Here is a 22,601-nt window from a genome sequence, read left to right on the forward strand (position 1 = left end):
TAAATGCAGAAGTTAAAGGGCTTTACCTTAATAGAGGTGATGATCACCGTTGCTATAGTGGGAATATTAGCTGCAATTGCATATCCTTCCTACATTGATTATGTGACTAAAAGTGGACGAGCTGAGGGCGTGGCTGCGGTGATGGAGGTTGCAAACCTTCAAGAGCAGTACTATTTGGATAATAGAACTTATGCCAGTGATCTAACCAAGTTAGGGATGAGCGCAAATCCTTTCGTTACTGAGCATGAGCATTATAAAGTGGCCTCTACTGGAGGAGCTACATTTAAGGTAACCGCCACGGCTATTGGCTCTCAGGCTAGCCGGGATACGGCTTGTGCAACTATCACCATGACGGATGCAGGTGTTAAAGGTCCGTCAAAGGAGTGTTGGAAATGATTAAGCTACTTAGCACAACGATATGTCTAATATCGATTGCACTGATAACACCTGCGTATGCAAAGATGAAAGATTATAAGTGTTTCATTACTAGTGTCAAAAAGGGAGGGCAAGTTGTTTTTTATAGGTGGGAAGAAAGCCAGTTGCCGATTAGAGTGGCCGGATTACCAGGAAAACAATTAACAGATGCTAAGGGAAAGAAGTACTTTATTAAAGAAGTTGAGGAATGCGTACCGCTGTCTGACTCCTTTACAAGCGATAAAGCAAATGCTGTAGATAAACGTACTCTCAGATAGTATTTTGGTATAGGAGTCCCTGCTATTAGGGACTTTAAATTAGCAGCTATTTCCATCGGCACCATAAGAGATGAGGCCACTGCTACTTATTGTTACACTTTGAGATTCGCTTGCCTTGCCATTTGGGCAATAGATAATAGAACCGCTGGAAGATAAACCATCTGCGCTAAAGGTAATCAATGGGCCGGAACCTTTGACAGAATCATTAGTGTCAAAACCATCTATTGCTCTTAGTTCTTTGTCTGTTCCCCCCGCATCGGTTAGATAGACTCTAATTCCTCCCTTCCAATTTGTCCCTGTTCCACAAGAGGTTGCTGAGGCAAAAGGGCAGACATTGACTGTCGCGCCGTAACTTATTGCCTGATTTCTGGCAAAAGACATTAAGTTATGGATACGCTCAATACTGCGATTTACTCTGACGCTTTCATAGGCCGAAATTAAAGATGGGAGCCCTATGGTTAATATGATTCCTGCAACGACAATAGTTACCATGAGTTCAACGAGTGTGAACCCATTTTTATTCTTCATCATGAGTAAAATCCTCTATTCACTTAACACTAGTATAAGCGAGAAGTTTTAGGATTTCAGTATATATAAGCTATTCTTTTTAATGCCAATAATTTGTCGGCTTGATTAAAATTGGCGTGAGTCGTTAGCTTTGGAGCTGTTATTGGTTGCAGCTGATATTTTTCTCTTTTGAAAAGCGTATTCTACCGGCTTGATTGACGATAACGGCTTTGGAATAAGGGCTGTTGGCCGAGCCAGGGCAGTACCTTAAGGTTCCGTTGCTGCCTGATGCGAGCCCATCAGGTTGAAAACGAGCAGACGCGCGGTTGTAGTAGACAAAGTCACCACTATCAAATGAACTTGTTTGCATCAACAATTTGTCTGTGCCATCGAGCTGGTTGCTGGTCCCCGAGTCGGTAAATACCCCCAAGCCTAGGTGCCAGTCATTGGTACATTGGTTATCTTTTATTGGGCAAACCGTTACCCTAAGCCCGTAGTTGATGGCAGTATTTCTGGCGAACTGAAGAGTCTGTTGAATCATCTTTATCGCGGCGTCGGCTCGGTAAGCCTGATAGAGATCTGTAAGACTTGGTAGGCCAACCGAGAGGAGTATGGTCGCAACGGCGAGTGTGACCATTAATTCTATGAGTGTAAATCCATTATGATGTTTCATGGCTATTCCTTGCTGTATGTAGTCTATGCTTCCTGCAATGACCTGAACTCGTTTTTGGGGCGAGTTCATTGAGTATAGAAGAGTTAGCTCAACTTTAGGCGATGGGCATATATTGTTCTGCTCTATGAATATTGAATCATTTTATCTCTCGATATAATCATCTTTGGTGGTTTGGGTGGACGTGATAAGCTAGTGCCTAATAAACTTAGGTTTTGTCGAATTGGGTTAGCAGAATTTTAGGGAGCGTTTGATGAAGAAGGTCGAGGCCATTATTAAGCCGTTTAAGTTAGATGATGTACGCGAATCTCTGGCGGAGATCGGTATTACCGGCATGACGGTTTCTGAAGTCAAAGGTTTTGGACGCCAGAAAGGGCACACGGAGCTCTACCGCGGCGCCGAGTATATGGTGGATTTCCTGCCTAAAGTAAAAATTGAGCTGGTTATTCAAGATGAGCAGCTAGATCAGGCGCTCGAAGTCATCGTCGATACTGCGAGAACGGGTAAGATAGGTGACGGTAAGATATTTGTTACCGAAGTCGAACGCGTGATTCGAATTCGTACCGGCGAAGAGAACGAAGAGGCAGTTTAAGTCTAAAGTTATAAAAAACCGCTGATATCTCAGCGGTTTTTTATTGTCTGTAGATAATCATTAATCAAAGTTTGATGCCGATTCCTAGGCCTTTGGGCTTGCCGATGAGTCTCTTAGTACCGGCTCGGGAATGAAGACCTGATGAGCCGTCTCACTCTGCTTGTTGCCCTGATTCTCGATAAGTAACTCGGTTGCCGTCTGCGCTATCAACTTATTTGGCTGATGGACTGTGGTTAGCTTAGGCCAGGTCTGTCTAGAGAAGGGGCTGTCCTCGAAACCCACGATAGAGAGTTCGTCGGGTATTGCTACCCCTGCTAACCTAGCCGCGAAGAGAGCCCCCGCGGCAATTTCATCGTTACAGGCGACTATGGCCGTCGGCCGATTGGCTTTCGCCAGCAGTGTTTTAGCGCCTTCTACACCCGATTCAAAAGAATACTGACCATTGATGATGTTGGACTCGTCAAGCGATAGGTGATTGCTTTGCAGGGCGGCCTTAAAACCGGCGAGACGTTCCTTGGTGGATTCGTGCTGATGGTCACCGCTCAGAAAGGCGATATTTTTATGGCCGAGATCGATAAGGTGCTGGGTGATGGAAACCGCTCCATGTTTATCGTTGACCAGGATCGATAAGCCATCGGTTGTGCTCACCTCTTCCCCTGCAATAATGCGTACATAATTGGCATTAATCTGATCCAAGGCAGCCAAGACTTTTGGGTCTTCCGATAGCGGCGGGGTTAAAACCAAGCCTGACAGCCTGGCATGGCGCACCATATCGACCAGCTCCTGGCAGATATTATCTGACTTAGCATCGCAGGGATGGATGAGGAGCTCATAGCCTCTTTGCTTACAAGATGACAAAATACCATTTTGCATATCAATGACATAGTAGGCATTAGGGTTGTCGTAGACAAAGGCGATCACGTAGGATTTTGTGCCGGCTAGATTACGGGCAGCGACATTAGGCTGGTAGTTAAGTGCGGCAATCGCCTGATTCACTTTATCAATCGTCGCCTGACGAACCGAAGGCTCGTTATTTGTGACCCGTGAAACCGTTTTTATGGAGACGCCGGCATATTTGGCGACGTCATTAATGGTGACTTTCATCTAGCGGATACTCTTTGTGTCTGCACAGCGTCTAGCTGCTTCAGAATTCAAATATGTCTCAAACAATGTACTGTATGGTTACACAGCAGATCTCACTTCCCCTGGCGACAATATTGCTGAGTTTTACGCTATTAAGCAATCATCAAATTGATTTCTATCCCGAATTACATTTGTCCCGTTTCGAAAGCTAGTGATTTTTATCCTTGTTTATCAGTAAATTGCAACAAGATGCAACGAGAGTGTTTTGTTTAATAAATGTATAAATCCAAAGAAATTCCTGCTTTTGGTTATTTTGTTGTGGCGCATCTGTTAATTGTTGTGTAATCTTTGTACTCACATGACAGCGTTGTCATTCCTTCGGGGATGGTTATGAATACGAAAAAAGATAATAAAGTTATGGAAGGGAAACGAGATGCGACCATCTACTTTTAAGAAAAGTGTACTAGCTACAAATATTGCGCTGCTGCTGAGCGGTGCAGTGTCTGTTTCTGCTCTAGCGGCAGAGGCCGATGCAGAAGCGGTTAATACTGATAATATTGAAAAAATTGAAGTACGTGGTCTGCGTGCTTCGATGAAGGCGTCAATTAACGCCAAAAGATTTTCTGATGCCGTTGTCGATGCCGTTACAGCCGAAGACATTGGTAAATTCCCCGATGGCGACGTAGGTGAGTCACTGGGTCGTATTCCTGGTGTTACCGTTAACCGCCAGTTTGGTCAAGGCCAGCAGGTGTCGATTCGCGGCGCATCTGCTCAGCTAACCCGCACCCTGTTAAATGGTCACTCGGTTGCTTCGACCGGTTGGTTTGACCAACAGGCTATCGACCGTAGCTTTAACTATTCTCTGCTGCCACCCGAGATGATCAGTGGCATCGAAGTCTATAAGTCTTCTCAGGCCGACATCACAGAAGGTGGTATTGGTGGTACCGTGGTTGTTAAGACCCGTAAGCCGCTGGACTTAGATGCCAATACTCTATTCTTAAGCGCCAAGGGCGATTATGGTACTGTCTCTGAGGCGACAGATCCTGCTGTCTCTGGCTTGTATAGTTGGGCAAACGAGGCCGAAACCTTCGGTGTTCTGGTTTCTGCTGCGGGCTCTCAAACCGACTATCAGCGTAACGGTATCGAAACCTTGTTGGGTTGGGGCGAAATTGTGCCGACAACCTTCCAACAAGATCGTGAGCGTACCGCCTACAACATTGCCGCTCAGTATCGTCCAACCGACAACTTAGAGTTCGGCCTAACGGTTACTAGCCTGGATCTTAAGGCAAACAACGCCAACACCTCTATCTTCCTCTTCCCTACACAACAAGGCGTAAGCACTTGTAACAAAACCAATGCTGCGGGTGTTTGTACCGACATTACCCATACGGGCGAGGGTGGATTTGCCTGGGCACAGACTTGGGCTCGTGAAGCCGAGATGTCGTCAGATACCTATGACCTGGACTTCAAATATGAGGGTGAAGGTTTCACCCTTGAAGGCCGCGTCGGTAACACCAAGGCAGATGGTGGTACTAGCCTAACCTCTAACTATGGTAACTCTATCGGTCAGCCTGGTGACTTCGCCGGTCACTATGACGCTACCGGTGAAAAGATCATTATCGACATCGCTAACAAGTCTTTCGATGCGGGCGACTTTAACGGTCAGCTAGAAACTGCTGGTTGGGCACTGAAGAAGCAGCCTAACACCGACGAAGAGACCTATGCTCAGTTCGACCTGACCTTCCTGGTTGATTTCGGTGCCATCACCTCGATCAAAGCCGGTGTGCGCTATGCAGACCATGACGTGACACAGCAAACTGACGCGGCAATCGTGGGTGACATTGTGGCTAAAGATGCCTCTGAATACTACTCTGGCACCATCTCATCTGGCGCAGGTTTTACCCTGCCTAAGCCGAATTTCGATGCCATGATCCGTGACGCTAAAGCCTCAGTTGATGGCTTTACCCGCGATAAGTCTGGTTACGGTACCCTGAATGAGAAGAACCTGGCCGCCTACGCCATGGCTAACTTCGAGGCGGAAGGGATCCGCGGTAACTTTGGTTTACGTTTCATCTCGACTGATATCGAGTCTGATTACTATGCGCTGAGTTCAAGCGGTCAGTTCGCCGATGAGTTGAGCACAGACAAGTCGAGCTACAGTGACGTATTGCCAAGCATCAACGTGACGTTCGACTTAGCACCGGATCTCTTGCTACGTACCACGGCGGCTCAGGTGATGTCTCGTCCTAACTACGCAGACTTGTTTGCCACTTCGACTCTTCCTGGTCTGAACGATGGCACGCCAGGCAACGAAAAACTCAACCGCGGTTCTGTTGCCCTGGAGCCATTTAAGGCGACCCAGGCAGATGTGAGCCTAGAATGGTACTTCGGCGGTGAGGGTCTGGCTTCTTTGACCTACTTCATCAAAGACGTGAGCTCTTTCATTACCACTCGTCAGAAGCTAAACCAGCAGATTGGCATCGAAGACGATAACCTCAGAGATCAAGGCTACAGCGCCTGTGGTGTAGGCGTCTATGACTGCTGGACAGTCAGCGAGAAGTACAATGCTAACGGTGGTCATATAGAAGGAATTGAGTTACAGCTACAAGACTCGTTCGAAAACGGCCTGGGCTACTCGGTTAACTATACCTTCGCCGATGCAGGCTCTCCAGCCGAGAACTACCCAGATAAAGTGGGTGTATTCTCTGACTCTTCTAAGCACACGGTTAACCTTGTGGGCTACTATGAGATGGAAAGCTTCTCTGCGCGTCTGGCCTACAACTGGCGCAGCGAATACATGATGCGTGAGCTACCAGGTTTCTATGGTAACCGTCAGCACCAAGACTATGGCTCGCTGGATCTGAGCATGAACTACAGCGTGACCGATTGGATGGATCTGACCTTCGAAGCCGTTAACCTCACAGAGGAAGACAGCATTCAGATCGGTGTCTCGCCAGTCGACAATCCAGATGTGATCGCCGAGTTTAAAGATAACTACCCAGTATGGAGCTTCGAAGGCGAAGCGAGATACAAGGTGGGTGTCGCACTGCGATTCTAATTGACACATTAGTGTACAAAGCCCGGCTTAAGCTGGGCTTTTTATTAGCACCAACTTTTTATCAGCGACTTGTTATTAGCACCGACCTTTAATTAGACAAAGAGTAGGGCAGAGGTGAAACCATGGACATTAAGCGTATCCTTATATTGGGCGGCGGCACGGCAGGCTGGTTGGCGGCCAATCACCTGGGCAAGGCCCTTGAACATCGCCAGGACGTGACCATCACGCTGGTGGAGTCTCCCGATATTCCCATTATTGGGGTTGGCGAAGGTACAGTACCCGCCATTCGTCAGAGCCTGAAACGCTTCGGGATAAGTGAATCTGAGTTTATTCGTCGGTGTGACGTCACCTTCAAGCAGTCAATCAAGTTCGTCAACTGGATGGATAAGGACCGTCACGGAGCGGGAAACTTCTATCATCATCTGTTCGATATGCCTAGCCCTTTGGGGGAGGATCTGACCCAGCATTGGCTAGATAATACTAATACTGCATACGGCGACATGGTCTCGCCTCAGCACAAGGTGTGTGAAGCCGGGCGGGCGCCAAAGCGGATCACCCACAGTGAATATGAGGGAGCGCTGGGTTACGCCTATCACCTCAATGCGGCTAAGTTTGCCAAGCTGCTTGCCGAAAATGCCATCAGGCGTTTCAACGTCGAACATATCATGGCCAATGTGCAAGAGGTCACGCTAAGGGAAAATGGCGAGATCGCCTCCCTGGAAACCGATTGCCGGGGCAGTATTGGCGCCGACTTTTTTATCGATTGCAGTGGCTTTGAATCCTTGCTTATCGACAAGACGCTCAAGGTGCCCTTTGTCGATAAGTCTCATCAGCTGTTTGCCGACAAGGCAATAGCAGTGCAGGTACCCATTGATGAGAATGAGGCGATCCCGCCTTATACCCTGGCGACGGCGCATCAGGCCGGCTGGATATGGGATATCGCCTTGACCCATAGGCGCGGTGTCGGGTTTGTCTACTCCTCTAAATATATGGATGATGACACAGCGCTTAACAAGCTCTCCCGTTATCTGGGACAGGATATCGCCCAGTATCAGTATCGGGTCTTGCCGATGAAGCTTGGCTATCGCAGGGAGTTCTTGCATAAGAATTGCCTCTCCTTGGGATTGGCTCAGGGCTTCCTCGAGCCCTTAGAAGCCACCTCTATCTTGCTGACCGATTTTGCCGCAGGCTTCGTGGCTAATCGCATGCCTAAGGATAGCGAGGCGCTTGCCTTGCTCTCTGAACAATTTAATCAGGTGATGACCTATGCCTGGGAGCGCGTCGTCGAATTTATCAAGATGCACTACTGCCTGTCAGACAGGAGTGATGCGCCGTTCTGGGTCGATAATCGCGATTCGGAAACGATCCCCAGTGAACTCGCCACTCGACTCAAGCTGTGGCAAAACCATTACCCCATAAGGCAAGATTTCTTCAGCAAGTTTGAGGTGTTCGACTTAGAGAACTATCTCTATGTCCTCTATGGCATGCATTATCCAACGGCGCCTCAAGTTGCAGCTAAAGATCGCAGAGAAGCCTGGCAGGCCCAGGCTAGGCAGATAGCGAGTGTGGGTGAGCACCTGATGAAGGAGCTGCCAGAACACAGGGAGTTGCTAGAGAAGATCGCGGTATATGGCTTACAAAAATGTTGAGCTCGAAGCGCTATGATGTTTGATTTTTGAAAGGGCACAATCGATTTGGCGGGGCGTAGTTTATTCCAACGTCCCGCCATTAGCTTGCAGCGGATGCTTATTGTAGCTTGTCGAACTGGTTTTGCTTGGCGATAAGGCGAGACAGCTGGTTGAGCGAGGCTCTGTGAGCATAGACGATAGGCAGCAAACCTTTCTTTCTTAGCTCGAGGAAATCCTCATCGCTTAGCTCGTTCAGCACCTTATCGTCGATCAGGTAGACACCATTGATGTTGATCTTCTGCTCAGATCTTTCCAGCTTAATCGTTAGCTGCTGAGAAACCAGTAAGTTCTTATCTGCCAGGTATTGGCAAACGGCCTGTGTCTGTTGATGCATGGCGGCGACATCCAGCAGGGCATTGGTTCGCGCCGTCAGGTATTCACTGCGCTCACCCTCGTCGGTGAAGAGTCGATTACCAGCGTCCTCTGACACCATAGGGCTCTCCTCATCGATACAGACGATCACATTGTCGCCTTCCTCCGAGGTTCTGGCGATGGACAGAGGCGCATTGCTAAAGCCGATTGGGCTGATGGGCGCATCCCATTGGTTGCTCTGGCAGTAGAGGTTAACTTCGGGCTCGATCCCCATGATGGCCACCGGAATAAACTGGCCGGTCTCGCCATTCTTCACGAAGACGATGGGGAATTCGGCTGCCAGGCTAGGGATCTCCCTGGCCAGCACTGGGATCAGGTGTTCCTTGTTGAAACGGCTGAAATCGTTTGAATGCGTCAGCTTGATGTTGAGATGTTTTTCTGTCGATAGGGGGACAATCTTTGCCATGTTTTTACCTTAGTTAATTTTAGTTTGTGGTGTCTGTTCCTAGCCCACTGTTCGTTAGGCTGGGAAACGCTGGGTTAATCTTTTACCGCTAGTGGCGACCATAGTGCAAGCATTAATAGATCAAGCAGGCGCTAAAATGGTGCGATAAAGGCGTTAAGTTGAGCAACTTTCACTATTCGGCGCTTCGAATTAGATTTATCGCTGGTAGGGCATGAGTTTGCGCTTCTTAATCCCCTTCTCATAGGACCTTCTATTTTCTTTAAGAAATCATCTGGCGCCACACTCAGAATCATAGGCCTTTTTCGTTAGCATTGGTGCTCGTTTTCGGCTTTGCCATCTTCTGGATGTTACCAATAGTTGACAGCGTTGTCATATTTATGTGGCATTTGATGTTGGGTACTGTCTTTGTAGCTGTGTCTGCGAGTGGCGGTTTTCAACGGGCAGATAAAAAATTGCCTCAGAATGTCAAAAAAATGTAGAAATTCTGTTCTTTCTTAGGTAGATTAATGAATGACAGCGTTGTCATTTGCTTGTGTGGCACGTTCGTTTTGTAAGGTTTGCATTGTTAGGAAGAGGTCTCCTAACTTGTGCATTGGCAGTAGCCATTAAGTTTGTAGCAATGGTTATTGTGTTTGTTTTTTCCTATAGTCTCTCCCCAGATACTAGAGATGGCTAGATGTGTTATGTCTCAATTGGCGCCTTTATCGGCGACCCTTGATACATGATGCATCTAGCGCTTTTTTCTGGATTAGAGTGACGCCTGATGAGTGGGCTCTAGGGAAATGCGGAGCAGCGCGCACAGTACAGCACAGCACAGCGTGGCGTTCGCTGTCTTGCAGAGGTTCAGATTAAATAAACAGATTTCTTTCATTGTCAGATGACTTTTCAAAGCCAGAGTGGTTTCCAAAGCCAGATTGTAAGCCTTAGTCAGGTTGGTTTCGGGGAGCCGCTAGATTTGTACAAGTCTGACGATGATCTATTTTCGCGGCGGCATTTTTGTTAATCGGCCAAGATGCGGCGGCAAATAAGACCAAGCGCAATAAGTAAGTGATCAGCAATAGCGCAGGGAAAATGTTTGAGAGCAAGGCTGAATTTTTAGGTAAGTAGTTATTCTACAATCAAAAAAGTAATGCAGTTATCGAACGTTTTAACAAGTTAGCTTGAACAGTTATTTATTAGGATTGGCATAAAGTGGTGGCTATCTCAGATATCGCAATAGCAGGAAGCTGATTGCCTATGCTGACGGGGAAGGGTGGCTGCAATGAGACTTGAACGTTCAAGTCGAGAAAAGTGAGGATAACAATGAATAATAAGCTCATTCCAATAACATTACTCATGAGCCTGGGACTGCTTGGGTGCGGTCAGCCAACCACTAATCAAATTGCCAAGGATGAAGGCGCCGCGGCGCAGCAGGTCAGCGAAAGTTCTGCGCAGCAGGCACTGCATCAGTTTGCTACCAGCCTTGCCGTTAATTATCACACCCTGACCAATTATCCTCAGCAGTGCACCTCAACAGGTGTCGATGGCCGCTGCTTCGCCGCCCAGATAGAATTAGTCCCGGGTGTCGATTTTGACCGTAAGGATTGGGCTATCTACTACAGCCAGATGCGGCCGGTGAAACAGGTGTTAACCGATGCCTTTGAGCTGACTCAGGTTAAAGGGGATCTGCATCGCATCACCCCCACGGAAAGATTTAGCGGTTTTCAGAAAGATCAGCCAGTCGACATCGCCTTTCTCGGTGAGTTGTGGCAGCTATCGGAAACCGATGCCATGCCCAACTACTATATCGTCGTTCCCGGCCTTAAGCCCGAGCTCATCAGCAGTACTCAGCTGACTGTCGATGCCAGTACCGGCATGGAGCAGCGGCCCTATGTCGAGACTTATGTCAGCGCCGAGAGCCAATATAAGCGTAGCGATACCGATAAGCTTAAGTGGGCGACGCCTCAGGTCTTGTTTGATGCAAACCAGGATATCGAGAGTCGCCCAGAGCTTGCCGTTAACGCGATCATCCCAACGCCCAAGCGACAAATAGTCACTAGTCAAAGCCCAGTGTTATCCCTGGCCTCCGGCTATCATCTGGATGCAGGCAGTGTAGCTAAGGCGTCTGTCGAGGCGGCATTGGCTCGCCTGGCCCACCTTGGCGTTAAGCCATCGCCTCAAGGTATCCCACTCAAGTTAGAGCCGTCGACGACAAAACTTGCCGAAGGGGGCTATCGCCTCGATATTACCTCTGATGGCATCACCATAGGCGCCAGCGACGATGCCGGTTTCTCCTATGGCTTGGCGTCGCTAACAAGCCTTATTTCTCTCGACACCCTATCGCTCAATGCCATGATGATTGAAGATGAGCCTAGATATGACTTTCGCGGCATGCATGTGGACGTGGCGCGTAATTTTCACAGCAAGCAGTTTATCTTAGATCTGCTGGATCAGATGGCGGCCTATAAGCTAAACAAGCTGCATCTGCATATGGCCGATGATGAGGGCTGGCGCCTAGAGATAGACGGCCTGCCCGAGCTGACCCTAGTGGGCAGTCGTCGCTGTCACGACCTGCAGGAAGATACCTGCTTATTGCCGCAGCTGGGCAGCGGCCCAGATGGCGATAGTAAGGTCAATGGTTTCTACTCTAAGGCCGATTATATCGAGATCCTCAAGTATGCCGGCGCGCGCCAAATTCAGGTGATACCGTCCATGGATATGCCGGGTCACTCGCGCGCCGCCATCAAGTCGATGGAGGCCAGATATCGCCGTCTGATGGCCGAAGGCAATGAAGCCGCTGCTAACGAGTATCGTCTCATCGACCCGCTGGACAAGACCCGCTACGCCTCGATCCAATATTACGACGACAACACGCTCAACGTCTGTATGGATTCTAGCTATCACTTTGTCGATAAGGTGGTGAGCGAGATATCCAAGCTGCACCAGGCTGCGGGTCAGAGCCTGGAGCTTTACCATATCGGCGCCGATGAAACCGCCGGTGCCTGGGTCGACTCTCCCGTCTGTCAGGCGCTGCTTGCAGACAAAGAGAGCGGCCTGGATAGCGAGGCACATTTTGGGGCTTACTTTATCGAGCGGGTGGCCAATATGCTGGCCGATAAAGGGATTGAAACAGCGGGCTGGAGCGATGGCATGAGCCATACTCGACCCGAGCGTATGCCGGCAAATAATCAAACTAACATCTGGGATGTGGTTGCCCACGGCGGTTATCAGCGCGCCCATGCACAGGCCAACTTGGGCTGGGATACGGTACTGAGTAATCCCGAGGTGCTCTATTTCGATTTCCCCTACGAAGCCGATCCTAAAGAGCATGGATACTACTGGGCGAGTCGCAGCACCAACGAGCGCAAACTCTTTAGCTTCATGCCAGATAACCTACCGGCCAACGCCGAGCAGTGGACGGATATCGAAGGTAAACCATTTGAAGCCGACGATACCCTTAAGCTCGATGATGCGGGCAAACGCCTCAGCGGGCCGCTAAATCAAGGCGTTAGATTCAAAGGGATCCAGGGCCAGCTCTGGAGCGAGACCATACGCTCAGATCAAGTGGTGGAATATATGGTGTTTCCTCGCCTGTTAGTGCTGGCTGAAAGGGCATGGCACAAGGCCGATTGGGAGGTGCCATATCAATATCAGGGGGCTAAATATAGCCCAGAGACAAACTACTTCACGGCCGAGATGCGCGAGAAGCAGCGCGTGCAGTGGCAGACCTTTGCCAACACCTTAGGCTATAAGGAGCTGGCCAAGCTGGATAGGGCGGGGATAGCCTACCGTGTGCCGACCCTAGGTGCCAAGATCAAAGATGGTTATCTGCAAGTGAACAGTATCTATCCCGGGCTTGGAATAGAGTATCGAGTCGATGGCGGCCAGTGGCAGCAATATACAGAGGCGGTTAGCGTCTCAGGTAGAGTCGAGGTCAGAGGCGTCGCCGCCGATGGTATCCGCAAGGGGCGCATACTCAAGGTCAATTAGCATTTCGCTTTTAGCACTAGATTACTGACCGAAAAATAGGTCATTTAAGTCAGCTAATGAAAACGTAATTGAAGATAGCGCGGTTATCCGAGGTCCGATAACCGCTTTCCTCCCTGTTAAATAGCAAACAAAAATTGGGCGCCTTAGAGGCGTTAACCGGGCAGTGATTGAGAAGCTTGCTGTCACAAATTTAGTGATAATTTTAAATGACAGCGTTGTCATTTCTGTTGTAACATGACATTAACTTAGTCAGTGGGCAGGGCGGGCGAAGCTAGATGCCCTGGATAATAAAACTGTGAAAGAGGTTGGTAATGGGATTTAACCAGACAGAGGAACAGGCCCTCGTCATAGGCATAGATGGTGGTGGCAGCAAGTGCCGCGCGACTATCTACGCCGCCGATGACAGTGTGCTCGGCACTGGTGTGGCCGGGCGTGCGAATCCGCTTTACGGCCTGACACATACCTTCGACTCTATCTCGCGCGCGACCGAACTCGCTCTACAAGACGCCGGGCTAAAAGCTGGCGACGGCAAGACAATGGTGGCGGGCGTAGGCCTGGCTGGAGTCAATGTCGCGCATCTCTATCAGGCGATCAAAGCATGGCAGCATCCCTTCGCAGAGATGTATGTCACCACAGATCTGCACACCGCCTGCATCGGCGCCCATAAAGGTGGCGATGGCGCGGTGATCATCACAGGTACCGGCTCCTGCGGCTATGCCCACGTGGGCGAGCAGTCCTTGAGCCTAGGCGGGCACGGCTTTGCCCTGGGCGATAAGGGCAGCGGCGCCTGGCTTGGCTTACAGGCCGCGCAGCAGGTACTGTTAGATCTCGATGGCTTCGGCCCGGCTACCCAGTTAACCGAGCGTCTGTTGGAGCACTTCAAGGTGAACGATGCCATGGGCATAGTCGAGCACCTGGCGGGCAAATCATCCGGTTGTTATGCCACCCTGGCGCGCACGGTGTTATCTTGTGCACAGGCCCAGGATGAGGTGGCTAAGGCGATAGTGGTCGAGGGCGCCGAGTATATCAGCGCCTTGGCCCACAAGTTATTTGAGATCCACCCGCCGCGTTTCTCCATGATAGGTGGCCTCGCCGAGCCTCTGGCCCCTTGGCTGGATAAGCGGGTGGTCGACAAGATCTCGCCAATTCTTGCTCCGCCCGAATTAGGTGCCGCCTATTTTGCGCGTCAGCAGCTAGGCTTTAGCAGTTAAGCTTTAGCAGTCAGGCGTGAGCCAAGCGTAACGAGTTGTAGATGATGTTTTGCCAGGAATAGAATCGATGAAACAGACACTGATTGCCGAGCGAGTATTTGACGGCGAACACTTCCACCATAACCAGGCCATCACCATAGAGGACGGGCGTATCGTCTCTTTCGATAGGGCTAGCGATGTCGAGCCGATTCTGCTGGCCGGCACCCTGGTGCCTGGCTTTATCGATGTTCAGGTCAATGGCGGCGGCGGTGCCCTGTTTAACGACGCACCCAGCGTCGAGAAGATAAAGACCATAGGCCAGGCCCATGCCAGATTTGGCACCACGGGCTTCCTGCCGACCCTGATCACCGACGAAATTGAGGTGATGCGCGCCGCCGCCGATGCGGTGGCCGAGGCGCTGGCGCTGAATACGCCAGGCGTGCTGGGGATCCATTTCGAGGGGCCGCATCTCAGCGTGCCCAAGAAGGGTGTCCATCCGGCCAATTATATTCGTCGTATCTCTGATGAAGAGCTGGCGGTTTTTGCCCGTAATGATCTGGGGACTAAGGTGGTGACACTGGCGCCTGAGAACGTCGCACCAGAGGTGATTCATGCCCTGGTCGAGTGCGGCGTCAGGGTTTGTCTCGGTCACTCTAATGCCGACTATGACACTGTTATTAAGGCGCTTGAGGCCGGGGCAACCGGTTTTACCCACCTGTTTAACGCCATGTCGCCCATGGATTCCAGGGCGCCGGGCATGGTGGGCGCGGCGCTGGAGAGCCAGGATGCCTGGTGCGGCCTGATTGTCGATGGTCACCACGTGCATCCGGCCTCGGCTAAGGTAGCCATCGCCGCTAAGCCAAGGGGCAAGGTGATGCTGGTGACAGACGCCATGCCGCCTGTGGGCATGGATGATAACGCCAGCTTCGAGCTGTTTGGCACCCAGGTGGTGCGCCGCGGTGACAGGTTAAATGCCGTAACCGGCGAGCTTGCCGGATGCGTGCTGGATATGATTGGTGCGGTCAACAACAGCGTTAGCATGCTAGGCGTGGCCCACGAAGAGGCGCTGCGGATGGCGGCTAGATATCCTGCCGAGTTTATCGGTCATCGTCAGCGCGGAGTGTTTACCATAGGCGCCAGGGCGGATATGGTGTTGCTGGGCAGCGATAATCAAGTGGCGCGCACCTACATAGATGGCCAGTTGGTCTATCAGGCATAGCGACCCCATTAGATGCATAGCCGTCGCGATAGAGAATTGGAAAAGGCGCTGAAACAAGCGCTCTATTTGTGCTCGTCATTGAGGCGCTAATTAAGCTCTGTGCTTGTGCCTATCGGGTTAAGCCTAGTGTTTGATTTATAATAATAACGATAAGAGAGAGGCTCCTGATGGAACCTAAAACAGATACCCATCCAAAACCGGCCGCGAAACCCAGGCTGATGTCGCTCGATGCCCTAAGGGGCTTCGATATGTTCTGGATCCTGGGGGGCGAGGCATTGTTTGCGGCGTTGCTCGTCTGGACTGGCTGGCAGGGCTGGCGTATCGCCGATGCCCAGATGCACCACAGTCAGTGGCATGGCTTTACCTTCTACGACCTTATCTTCCCTCTATTTATCTTTCTCTCCGGCGTCGCCTTAGGCCTATCGCCCAAACGCCTGGACTCGCTGCCCTGGCCCGAGCGTCTTCCCCTCTATCGCCACGCGATAAAACGTTTGATGCTGCTGCTTCTGTTTGGGGTGCTCTATAACCATGGCTGGGGTACAGGCATGCCGATGGCGGCGGATGAGGTGAGATATGCCAGCGTGCTGGGACGCATCGCCTTTGCCTGGTTCTTCGCCGCCTTACTGGTGTGGCATACCGACCTGAAGACGCAGATCTTGGTCGCCATCGGTATACTCCTCGGATACGCCGCGATGCAGCTGTGGCTGCCGGTTCCCGGCGGCGTGGCGGGGGACTTCTCTATCTCTGGCTCGATTAACGCCTATGTGGACGGCAAGTTTCTGCCCGGTATTAGCTATCAGGGCAGGGCGACAGACCCTGAGGGGATCCTCTCGACCCTTCCAGCCATAGTCAATGCCTTAGCGGGTGTCTTTACCGGTCGCTTCATCGTTAAGTCTCATCCCAAGTGGGGAGGGGTAAAGGGCGAGTGGGCTAAGGTTGGCATCTTGTTACTTGCTGGCTTGCTCAGCCTGGGGCTAGGCTGGTTGATGAACCCTTATATTCCGGTAAACAAAGATCTCTGGACCAGCAGCTTTGTCATGGTCACCCTGGGCTGGAGCCTTATCTTACTCGCCATCTTCTATGCGCTGGTGGATGTGCTAAAGCTGCACAGATTGGCATTTGGATTTGTGGTCATAGGCTGCAATGCCATCATCATCTATTTGGCATCAAGCCTGGTTAAATGGGACTACCTTGCCAGCAGCCTATTTGGCGGCGCGATACAGGCGCTGCCGATTGAGATGCAGCCTCTGGCGTCAGCCTGCGCCATGCTCTTGGTGCAGTGGTTGCTGCTCTACTGGATGTATAAGCGCGGCATCTTCATCAAGGTTTAAGTCTTATAGAAGATAATGGCTGGGCAATTTAACAAGGAAAACGCTGTGTTAGCCTGCTAAGGCTAAAAAGTCAAAAATGACAGCGTTGTCTTTTTTCTGTTTATGTTTTAACATCGATGAAACAAGGGGGCAACTTGCGCCCAAGCTGTAATGTACCAAGCCGATATCATTGAGCTGATATCCGAAGATTAATTACTATAAGAAAACAGGCTTATGGAAATGACATTAAATAGTGAAAGTAAGCGCAGCAGCGTGATCCCCATGGCGATCGTTGCCGGACTCTTCTTTATTCTGGGTTTTGCGACCTGGCTAAATGGGTCCTTGATGCCTTACCTCAAGCAGATCCTGCAACTCACCCCGCTTCAAGCCTCCCTCATTCTCTTCTCCTTCTATATCGCCGTGACCTTTACCGCATTGCCCTCGGCATGGGTGATCCGTAAGGTGGGTTACAAGACAGGCATGGCGATGGGCATGGGGATCATGATGATTGCCGGCCTGCTGTTCATACCCGCGGCCAAGACGCAGGTATTTGCGTTGTTTCTGTTTGCGCAGCTGGTGATGGGCACGGGCCAGACCCTGCTACAGACGGCAGTGAATCCCTATGTGGTCAGAATTGGCCCCGAGGAGTCGGCCGCCGCTCGCGTGAGTGTCATGGGGATCCTCAACAAAGGCGCAGGGGTGATCGCGCCGCTGGTGTTTACCGCCCTGATCCTCGACAGCTTTAAAGACAGAGTCGGCGTTGAACTGACCCAGGCGCAGATCGACGAGATGGCCAATGGCCTAGTGTTCCCATATCTGGGCATGGCTATCTTTATCGGTGTGCTGGCGCTGTTGGTGAAGAAGTCGCCTCTGCCAGAGCTTGAAAATGAAGACGAGCAAGAGGAGGGCACCAAGGGCCATACCCGCGAGGCGCTGTCTCATCCTAATCTGGCATTAGGGGTAGTAGCACTGTTTTTCTATGTGGCAGTAGAAGTGATCGCCGGCGATACCATAGGCACCTTCGCCCTCTCTCTCGGGGTCGAGAACTATGGCGTGATGACCTCCTATACCATGATCTGCATGGTCATAGGTTATTCGCTGGGTATACTGACCATTCCCCGCTTCATCTCTCAGCCTAAGGCGCTGATGATCTCGGCGATACTAGGCCTAATGCTGACGCTGGGGATCTTATTTGGTGACAACGAGTCCTATGCTATCGCCAACGCGTTGCTGGTTCCCTTCGGCGGCGCCATGTTGCCAGATACCCTGTTGATGATAGCCTTCCTGGGTCTGGCTAACGCCATCGTCTGGCCAGCAGTATGGCCGCTGGCGCTATCTGGCATGGGCAAACTGACCAGCACAGGCTCGGCGCTATTGGTGATGGGCATTGCAGGTGGCGCATTCGGTCCGCTGTTTTGGGGATTAACCAGCTCGGCAACCTCCCTCGGTCAGCAGGGCGGCTATATGGTGATGTTGCCTTGTTACCTGTTTATCCTCTTCTATGCGGTGAAAGGCTATAAGATGCGTAGCTGGAAATAGCCGAGAGTGTTTATCGAATTAAAAGGAGCCGAGTGCTCCTTTTTTGTTGCCTAATATCGAGGGGTAACTCGTTAATAACGGCTTTATTAAGAGAGGGGATGTTTGTATCAGGAGTGTAATGAATCCCATCAAGGGCGGTAAATTTCCGATATAAAAAAGCCCCGACATTGTCGAGGCTGTTTTATATGGTGCCGGCACCAAGAGTCGAACTCGGGACCTACTGATTACAAGTCAGTTGCTCTACCAACTGAGCTATGCCGGCTAAATTGTGGTGCCCGAACCCGGAATCGAACCAGGGACACGAGGATTTTCAATCCTCTGCTCTACCGACTGAGCTATTCGGGCAACTAAACTAAGTGTCTAGTTAACTACTTCAAACCAGGTCTCTATGACCCTTGCCGTTTGGAGTGCGCGTATAATATAGCGCTGATATTTATCCTGCAAGCGCTTTTTTGGAGAAATTTAACTGCATGGCTAGTTAATGTGCAAAGTGCTGGCTTTTTGGCATTTATGTCGTTTTTTAGCACAGTGGCTGTGGTTAAAACTCAGGTTTTAGCCACTAATTGTTCTTAAGGGGGCATTTTCAGGCCTCTTATTTCCCAACTCCCCACTAATCTCGTTTGTCTTAGCACTACCTTTCTAAAAATTAGAAGTTTATTGGCGAAATTACGCGATATTTGTCGATCTAAATCGAAGTTAATATGCTGTTAAGTCATAAATGAGGATGAATCGTGTTTAAAAATACCCAGAGCCGCTACGGCTTGGTGAGCATAGGCCTGCATTGGCTGACAGCGATTGCCGTATTAACGCTGTTCGCCCTGGGCGTGTGGATGGTCGAGCTGACCTATTACAGCGCCTGGTATAAGCGAGCGCCGGATCTGCATAAGAGCATAGGCGTGCTGCTGATGGTGTTAACCCTGTGCCGTCTGCTGTGGCGTTGGTTAAACCCGGCGCCTAAGTCGCTCCCCGGACATCAAAGGTGGGAGAAGCTGGCTGCGGGCCTGGTGCATCGTCTGCTGTATCTGATGCTGCTTGGCATCTTGATCTCTGGCTATCTTATCTCGACCGCCGACGGCAGGGCCATTGGCGTTTTCTCACTCATCGAGCTGCCAAGCCTGGGACTATTGTTTGAGGGGCAGGCGGATATAGCCGGCAAAGTACACCAATATCTGGCCTATGGCTTTATCGCATTGGTAACTCTGCATGGGCTTGGGGCACTTAAACACCACTTTATCGACAAAGACGCAAGCTTGAAACGCATGTTAAACATTAAGGAGACACAATGAAGAAGGCTATATTGAGCGCCGCACTTATTAGCACACTAGGCGCGGGGGCATTCATGTTACCGGCTACGGCCAACGCCGCCAATTATGTGATAGATACCCAAGGCGCCCACGCCTCGGTGCAGTTTAAGGTGAGCCACTTAGGTTATAGCTTCGTGGTGGGACGCTTTAACGAGTTTGCTGGCGACTTTAGTTTCGATAGCAAGCATATGGCTGATGCCAAGGTAAATGTAACGATCAACACGGCGAGCCTCGACTCTAACCACGCCGAGCGTGACAAGCACCTGAGAAGCGAAGACTTCCTTAATGTGGCTAAGCATCCCGAGGCTAGCTTTAAGTCGACCTCGGTCAAAGAGCTGGGTGACGGCAAGTTTGTGCTCAATGGCATGCTGACCCTTAACGGGGTGACTAAGCCTGTAGCAATCGATGCCAAATTTATTGGTGAAGGGCAAGACCCTTGGGGGGGCTACCGCGCCGGTTTCGTCGGCCAGACAGAATTTGCCCTGAAAGACTATGATATCAAGATGGATCTTGGCCCAGCGTCCAGCCATGTGACCCTAGATCTCGTGGTCGAAGGCATTCGTCAGTAGTGACGGCTTAAACAACCCCCCCATTATAGAAAAAGCGCCAATAGGCGCTTTTTATTTTTATAGAGCGAGTAATTTATTACTCGTCATCTTTTTGCGGCACATAGCCTTCGATCTCGACCTCTTTGCCCTCAAACAGGAAGTTAACCATCTGCTCTTCGAGGAACTTGCGATCGTCAACATTCATCATGTTGAGTTTCTTCTCATTGATCAGCATGGTCTGCTTGGCCTGCCAGAGCGACCAGGCTTCCTGGCTGATGTTGTCAAAAATTCGCTTACCGAGTTCACCCGGGTAGAGCTGAAAGGCTAGGCCGTCTGCCTCTTTCTTAAGATACTGGCAGTTCACTGTACGCGCCATGATTACTCCTTATTTGATACTGAACCTAAGCTGGCGAGGATCCGCTCTGTGGCGGCGGCCAGACCAACCTTGGGTGGCTTGGCTATGTTATACCAGAGAGAGCCGCTCTCTTCCATGATCTCATGTGCGCTTGTGGTTTGGTGTGCCACAAAGGCGCTGATATCCAGATGGAAATGGCTGAAGGTGTGACGAAAACTGTCTATGGGCTCCTCACTAATAAGAGTTAGGCCGTTTGTTTTGGCAAACTCCTCGAGCGCCTCCTGGCTGTCAAACTGTGGGAAGCACCAGAGCCCGCCCCAGATCCCCGCAGGTGGGCGTTTGCTCATCAGCACCCTATCGTCATCTTTAATCACTAGCATATAGCCGAGCTTTTCCGGAATCGTCTTCTTCGGTTTCTTGCCGGGAAACTCAGTCTGGCGGCCCATCAGCTGCGCCTTACAGTCGATGGCGACGGGGCAGAGCTCGCACCTGGGCTTAGAGCGGGTGCAGATACTGGCGCCAATATCCATCATCGCCTGATTATATTGGGTTACGCCTGTCTTAGGGGTCAGGCTGTTGGTGAGCTGCCATAGCTGCTGCTCCACCTCGCGTTTGCCGGGCCAGCCAGCTATGGCGCCATGTCTTGCGAGCACTCGCTTGACGTTGCCATCTAATATGGGGTGATGTTGTCCAAGAGAGAGTGAGAGTACCGCCCCAGCGGTCGAGCGGCCAATACCCGGTAGGGCGAGTACCTGCTCGAATTGGGTTGGGAAGACACCATCATAGTCGCTGGCGATCAGCTGGGCACTCTTATGTAGGTTACGCGCCCTGGCGTAATAGCCTAGGCCGGTCCAGTGGTGCAGCACCTCATCCTGATCGGCATTTGCCAAGTCCAAGATAGTGGGGAAGCGCGCCATAAAGGCTTCGAAGTAGGGGATAACTGTGGCAACCTGAGTCTGTTGCAACATGATCTCGGACACCCATACCTTATAAGGGGTCTTATCTTGTTGCCAGGGAAGATGCTTGCGTCCGTGTTTGTCGTACCAGGTGACGATGCGCTGGTGAAATTGCTCTGTTTTCATGGCGCTCAGTCTATAGAGGGGCAAGGTTTTTCTCAACCAAAATGGCATCTCAAGGGCGCCATGGCTCGCACGCCGTGGGATAATTGGTATACTTTGGCAACATAGGGCTTGCCTTAGCGCAGTAACTTTGGATAATGCCCTTCTTTTTATAATTTTCCAATCATATAAGTGTCAGGATCCCGTGGGATCATATGAGTTTGTGAGTCGAGCCTAGAGTCGCTTGACGCTGACTTTTTCTCGGCGCTATATGGCCAACCAATGGCAGATCTGAGGCTGAAAAATAATGAGCGAAGTGACCACCGCAGAGTTTAACGAAGAGGGTAAATACCTTCGCAAAGTGAGAAGCTTTGTTTTACGTGAAGGACGTTTGACCAAGGGCCAGGCGCAGGCGATGGAGCAGCAATGGCCTGTGATGGGACTGGACTACTCGCCCGAGCCTTTGGATCTGGTCAAGGTGTTTGGCCGGCAGGCCGATACCGTGCTGGAGATAGGGTTCGGCATGGGCGCCTCACTGGTTGAGATGGCTAAGGCAGCTCCCGAGCTTAACTTTATCGGTATCGAAGTTCACAAGCCTGGCGTGGGTGCTTGTCTTGCTGATGCGGCTGAGGCCGGCGTCACCAACTTGCGTGTGTTCCACCACGACGCCATCGAGGTGTTGGAAAACAGCATCCAAAGCGGCAGCCTGGCCAGAGTACAGCTATTCTTCCCAGATCCTTGGCACAAGAAGCGTCATCATAAGCGCCGTATCGTTCAGCCGGAATTTGCCGAGCTTATCCGCCGCTGCCTTAAGATAGGTGGTGTGTTCCACCTGGCGACCGATTGGGAAAACTACAGCGAGCACATGTTAGAGGTGATGAGCGCGGCGCCTGGCTATAAGAACCAGGCGCAGGATGGCGACTTCGTGCCCCGTCCAGATCATCGACCGCTGACCAAGTTTGAGGCCAGGGGCCATCGTCTGGGACATGGCGTCTGGGATCTGATGTTCGAGCGTACCGAGTAAGCTTAATTTCTATAAAA

General features: G+C 50.9%; 19 protein-coding genes and 2 tRNA genes. 13 read left to right on the forward strand and 8 right to left on the reverse strand.

Annotated elements, in window-relative coordinates; all coding sequences use genetic code 11:
• The first annotated feature begins 3 nt into the window (after window positions 1-3).
• Both SHEW_RS05700 and SHEW_RS05705 read left to right on the forward strand, forming a co-directional pair.
• Complete coding sequence (locus SHEW_RS05700) at window positions 4-396, forward strand: type IV pilin protein (protein WP_011864911.1); 393 nt, start codon at window positions 4-6, stop codon at window positions 394-396.
• Entirely contained in the window at window positions 393-692 is a 300-nt protein-coding gene (locus SHEW_RS05705) for a TapY2 family type IVa secretion system protein (RefSeq protein ID WP_041406494.1), read from the forward strand. The genes SHEW_RS05700 and SHEW_RS05705 overlap by 4 nt, the downstream gene beginning before the upstream one ends.
• 39 nt (window positions 693-731) lie before the next feature.
• Here the strand turns inward: SHEW_RS05705 and SHEW_RS20320 are convergent, their stop codons facing one another.
• Window positions 732-1,223 (reverse strand): GspH/FimT family pseudopilin, encoded by a 492-nt coding sequence (locus SHEW_RS20320; RefSeq protein WP_011864912.1) that lies wholly within the window; start codon window positions 1,221-1,223, stop codon window positions 732-734.
• Between the two features lie 136 nt (window positions 1,224-1,359).
• Complete coding sequence (locus SHEW_RS05710; RefSeq protein WP_011864913.1) at window positions 1,360-1,872, reverse strand: GspH/FimT family pseudopilin; 513 nt, start codon at window positions 1,870-1,872, stop codon at window positions 1,360-1,362.
• A 250-nt stretch (window positions 1,873-2,122) separates the two neighbouring features.
• On the opposite strand from SHEW_RS05710, the gene SHEW_RS05715 reads away from it, so the two are divergent.
• Window positions 2,123-2,461, forward strand: a complete 339-nt coding sequence (locus SHEW_RS05715) for a P-II family nitrogen regulator (protein WP_011864914.1) — start codon at window positions 2,123-2,125, stop codon at window positions 2,459-2,461.
• Between the two features lie 84 nt (window positions 2,462-2,545).
• Here SHEW_RS05715 and SHEW_RS05720 read toward each other — a convergent pair whose 3' ends face one another.
• On the reverse strand, window positions 2,546-3,565 hold the full coding sequence (locus tag SHEW_RS05720; protein ID WP_011864915.1) for a LacI family DNA-binding transcriptional regulator: 1,020 nt from the start codon (window positions 3,563-3,565) through the stop codon (window positions 2,546-2,548).
• A 412-nt stretch (window positions 3,566-3,977) separates the two neighbouring features.
• Between SHEW_RS05720 and SHEW_RS05725 the strand changes: the two genes are divergently transcribed.
• The gene (locus SHEW_RS05725; RefSeq protein ID WP_011864916.1) at window positions 3,978-6,602 is read left to right on the forward strand and encodes a TonB-dependent receptor; all 2,625 of its coding nucleotides are present in this window, start codon (window positions 3,978-3,980) and stop codon (window positions 6,600-6,602) included.
• Window positions 6,603-6,724: 122 nt separating this feature from the next.
• Window positions 6,725-8,251: a tryptophan halogenase family protein gene (locus SHEW_RS05730; RefSeq protein ID WP_011864917.1), complete on the forward strand. Its 1,527-nt coding sequence runs from the start codon at window positions 6,725-6,727 to the stop codon at window positions 8,249-8,251.
• A gap of 97 nt (window positions 8,252-8,348) precedes the next feature.
• On the opposite strand, the gene SHEW_RS05735 is transcribed toward SHEW_RS05730, so the two are convergent.
• Window positions 8,349-9,068, reverse strand: a complete 720-nt coding sequence (locus SHEW_RS05735) for a SapC family protein (protein WP_011864918.1) — start codon at window positions 9,066-9,068, stop codon at window positions 8,349-8,351.
• Window positions 9,069-10,370: 1,302 nt separating this feature from the next.
• Here SHEW_RS05735 and SHEW_RS05740 point away from each other — a divergent pair.
• From SHEW_RS05740 to nagP, 5 genes are all read left to right on the forward strand, one after another.
• The gene (locus SHEW_RS05740; RefSeq protein WP_011864919.1) at window positions 10,371-13,037 is read left to right on the forward strand and encodes a beta-N-acetylhexosaminidase; all 2,667 of its coding nucleotides are present in this window, start codon (window positions 10,371-10,373) and stop codon (window positions 13,035-13,037) included.
• A 311-nt stretch (window positions 13,038-13,348) separates the two neighbouring features.
• Window positions 13,349-14,248 (forward strand): N-acetylglucosamine kinase, encoded by a 900-nt coding sequence (gene nagK, locus SHEW_RS05745; protein WP_011864920.1) that lies wholly within the window; start codon window positions 13,349-13,351, stop codon window positions 14,246-14,248.
• A 67-nt stretch (window positions 14,249-14,315) separates the two neighbouring features.
• Entirely contained in the window at window positions 14,316-15,446 is a 1,131-nt protein-coding gene (nagA, locus tag SHEW_RS05750; RefSeq protein ID WP_011864921.1) for an N-acetylglucosamine-6-phosphate deacetylase, read from the forward strand.
• Window positions 15,447-15,613: 167 nt separating this feature from the next.
• Window positions 15,614-16,777, forward strand: coding sequence for a transmembrane glucosamine N-acetyltransferase NagX (nagX, locus tag SHEW_RS05755; protein ID WP_011864922.1), 1,164 nt, complete (start codon window positions 15,614-15,616; stop codon window positions 16,775-16,777).
• A 213-nt stretch (window positions 16,778-16,990) separates the two neighbouring features.
• A complete protein-coding gene (gene nagP / locus SHEW_RS05760) occupies window positions 16,991-18,295 on the forward strand; it encodes an N-acetylglucosamine MFS transporter NagP (RefSeq protein ID WP_398351074.1) in 1,305 nt (434 codons plus the stop codon).
• A gap of 186 nt (window positions 18,296-18,481) precedes the next feature.
• Here nagP and SHEW_RS05765 read toward each other — a convergent pair.
• Window positions 18,482-18,557: transfer RNA gene (locus SHEW_RS05765), tRNA-Thr, on the reverse strand.
• A 7-nt stretch (window positions 18,558-18,564) separates the two neighbouring features.
• Window positions 18,565-18,640 (reverse strand) — tRNA-Phe (locus SHEW_RS05770).
• Window positions 18,641-19,026: 386 nt separating this feature from the next.
• Here SHEW_RS05770 and SHEW_RS05775 point away from each other — a divergent pair.
• A complete protein-coding gene (locus tag SHEW_RS05775; protein WP_011864924.1) occupies window positions 19,027-19,581 on the forward strand; it encodes a cytochrome b in 555 nt (184 codons plus the stop codon).
• Complete coding sequence (locus SHEW_RS05780; RefSeq protein WP_041406496.1) at window positions 19,578-20,168, forward strand: YceI family protein; 591 nt, start codon at window positions 19,578-19,580, stop codon at window positions 20,166-20,168. Before SHEW_RS05775 ends, SHEW_RS05780 begins: the two co-directional genes overlap by 4 nt.
• A gap of 76 nt (window positions 20,169-20,244) precedes the next feature.
• On the opposite strand, the gene SHEW_RS05785 is transcribed toward SHEW_RS05780, so the two are convergent.
• Together SHEW_RS05785 and mutY are read right to left on the reverse strand one after the other, a co-directional pair.
• On the reverse strand, window positions 20,245-20,523 hold the full coding sequence (locus SHEW_RS05785; RefSeq protein ID WP_011864926.1) for an oxidative damage protection protein: 279 nt from the start codon (window positions 20,521-20,523) through the stop codon (window positions 20,245-20,247).
• Between the two features lie 2 nt (window positions 20,524-20,525).
• On the reverse strand, window positions 20,526-21,584 hold the full coding sequence (gene mutY / locus SHEW_RS05790; protein ID WP_041407001.1) for an A/G-specific adenine glycosylase: 1,059 nt from the start codon (window positions 21,582-21,584) through the stop codon (window positions 20,526-20,528).
• Between the two features lie 283 nt (window positions 21,585-21,867).
• On the opposite strand from mutY, the gene trmB reads away from it, so the two are divergent.
• Complete coding sequence (gene trmB / locus SHEW_RS05795) at window positions 21,868-22,584, forward strand: tRNA (guanosine(46)-N7)-methyltransferase TrmB (protein ID WP_011864928.1); 717 nt, start codon at window positions 21,868-21,870, stop codon at window positions 22,582-22,584.
• The last annotated feature ends 17 nt before the right edge of the window (window positions 22,585-22,601 follow it).

Origin of the sequence: Shewanella loihica PV-4 (genome assembly GCF_000016065.1) — a bacterium.
Taxonomy (GTDB): domain Bacteria; phylum Pseudomonadota; class Gammaproteobacteria; order Enterobacterales; family Shewanellaceae; genus Shewanella; species Shewanella loihica.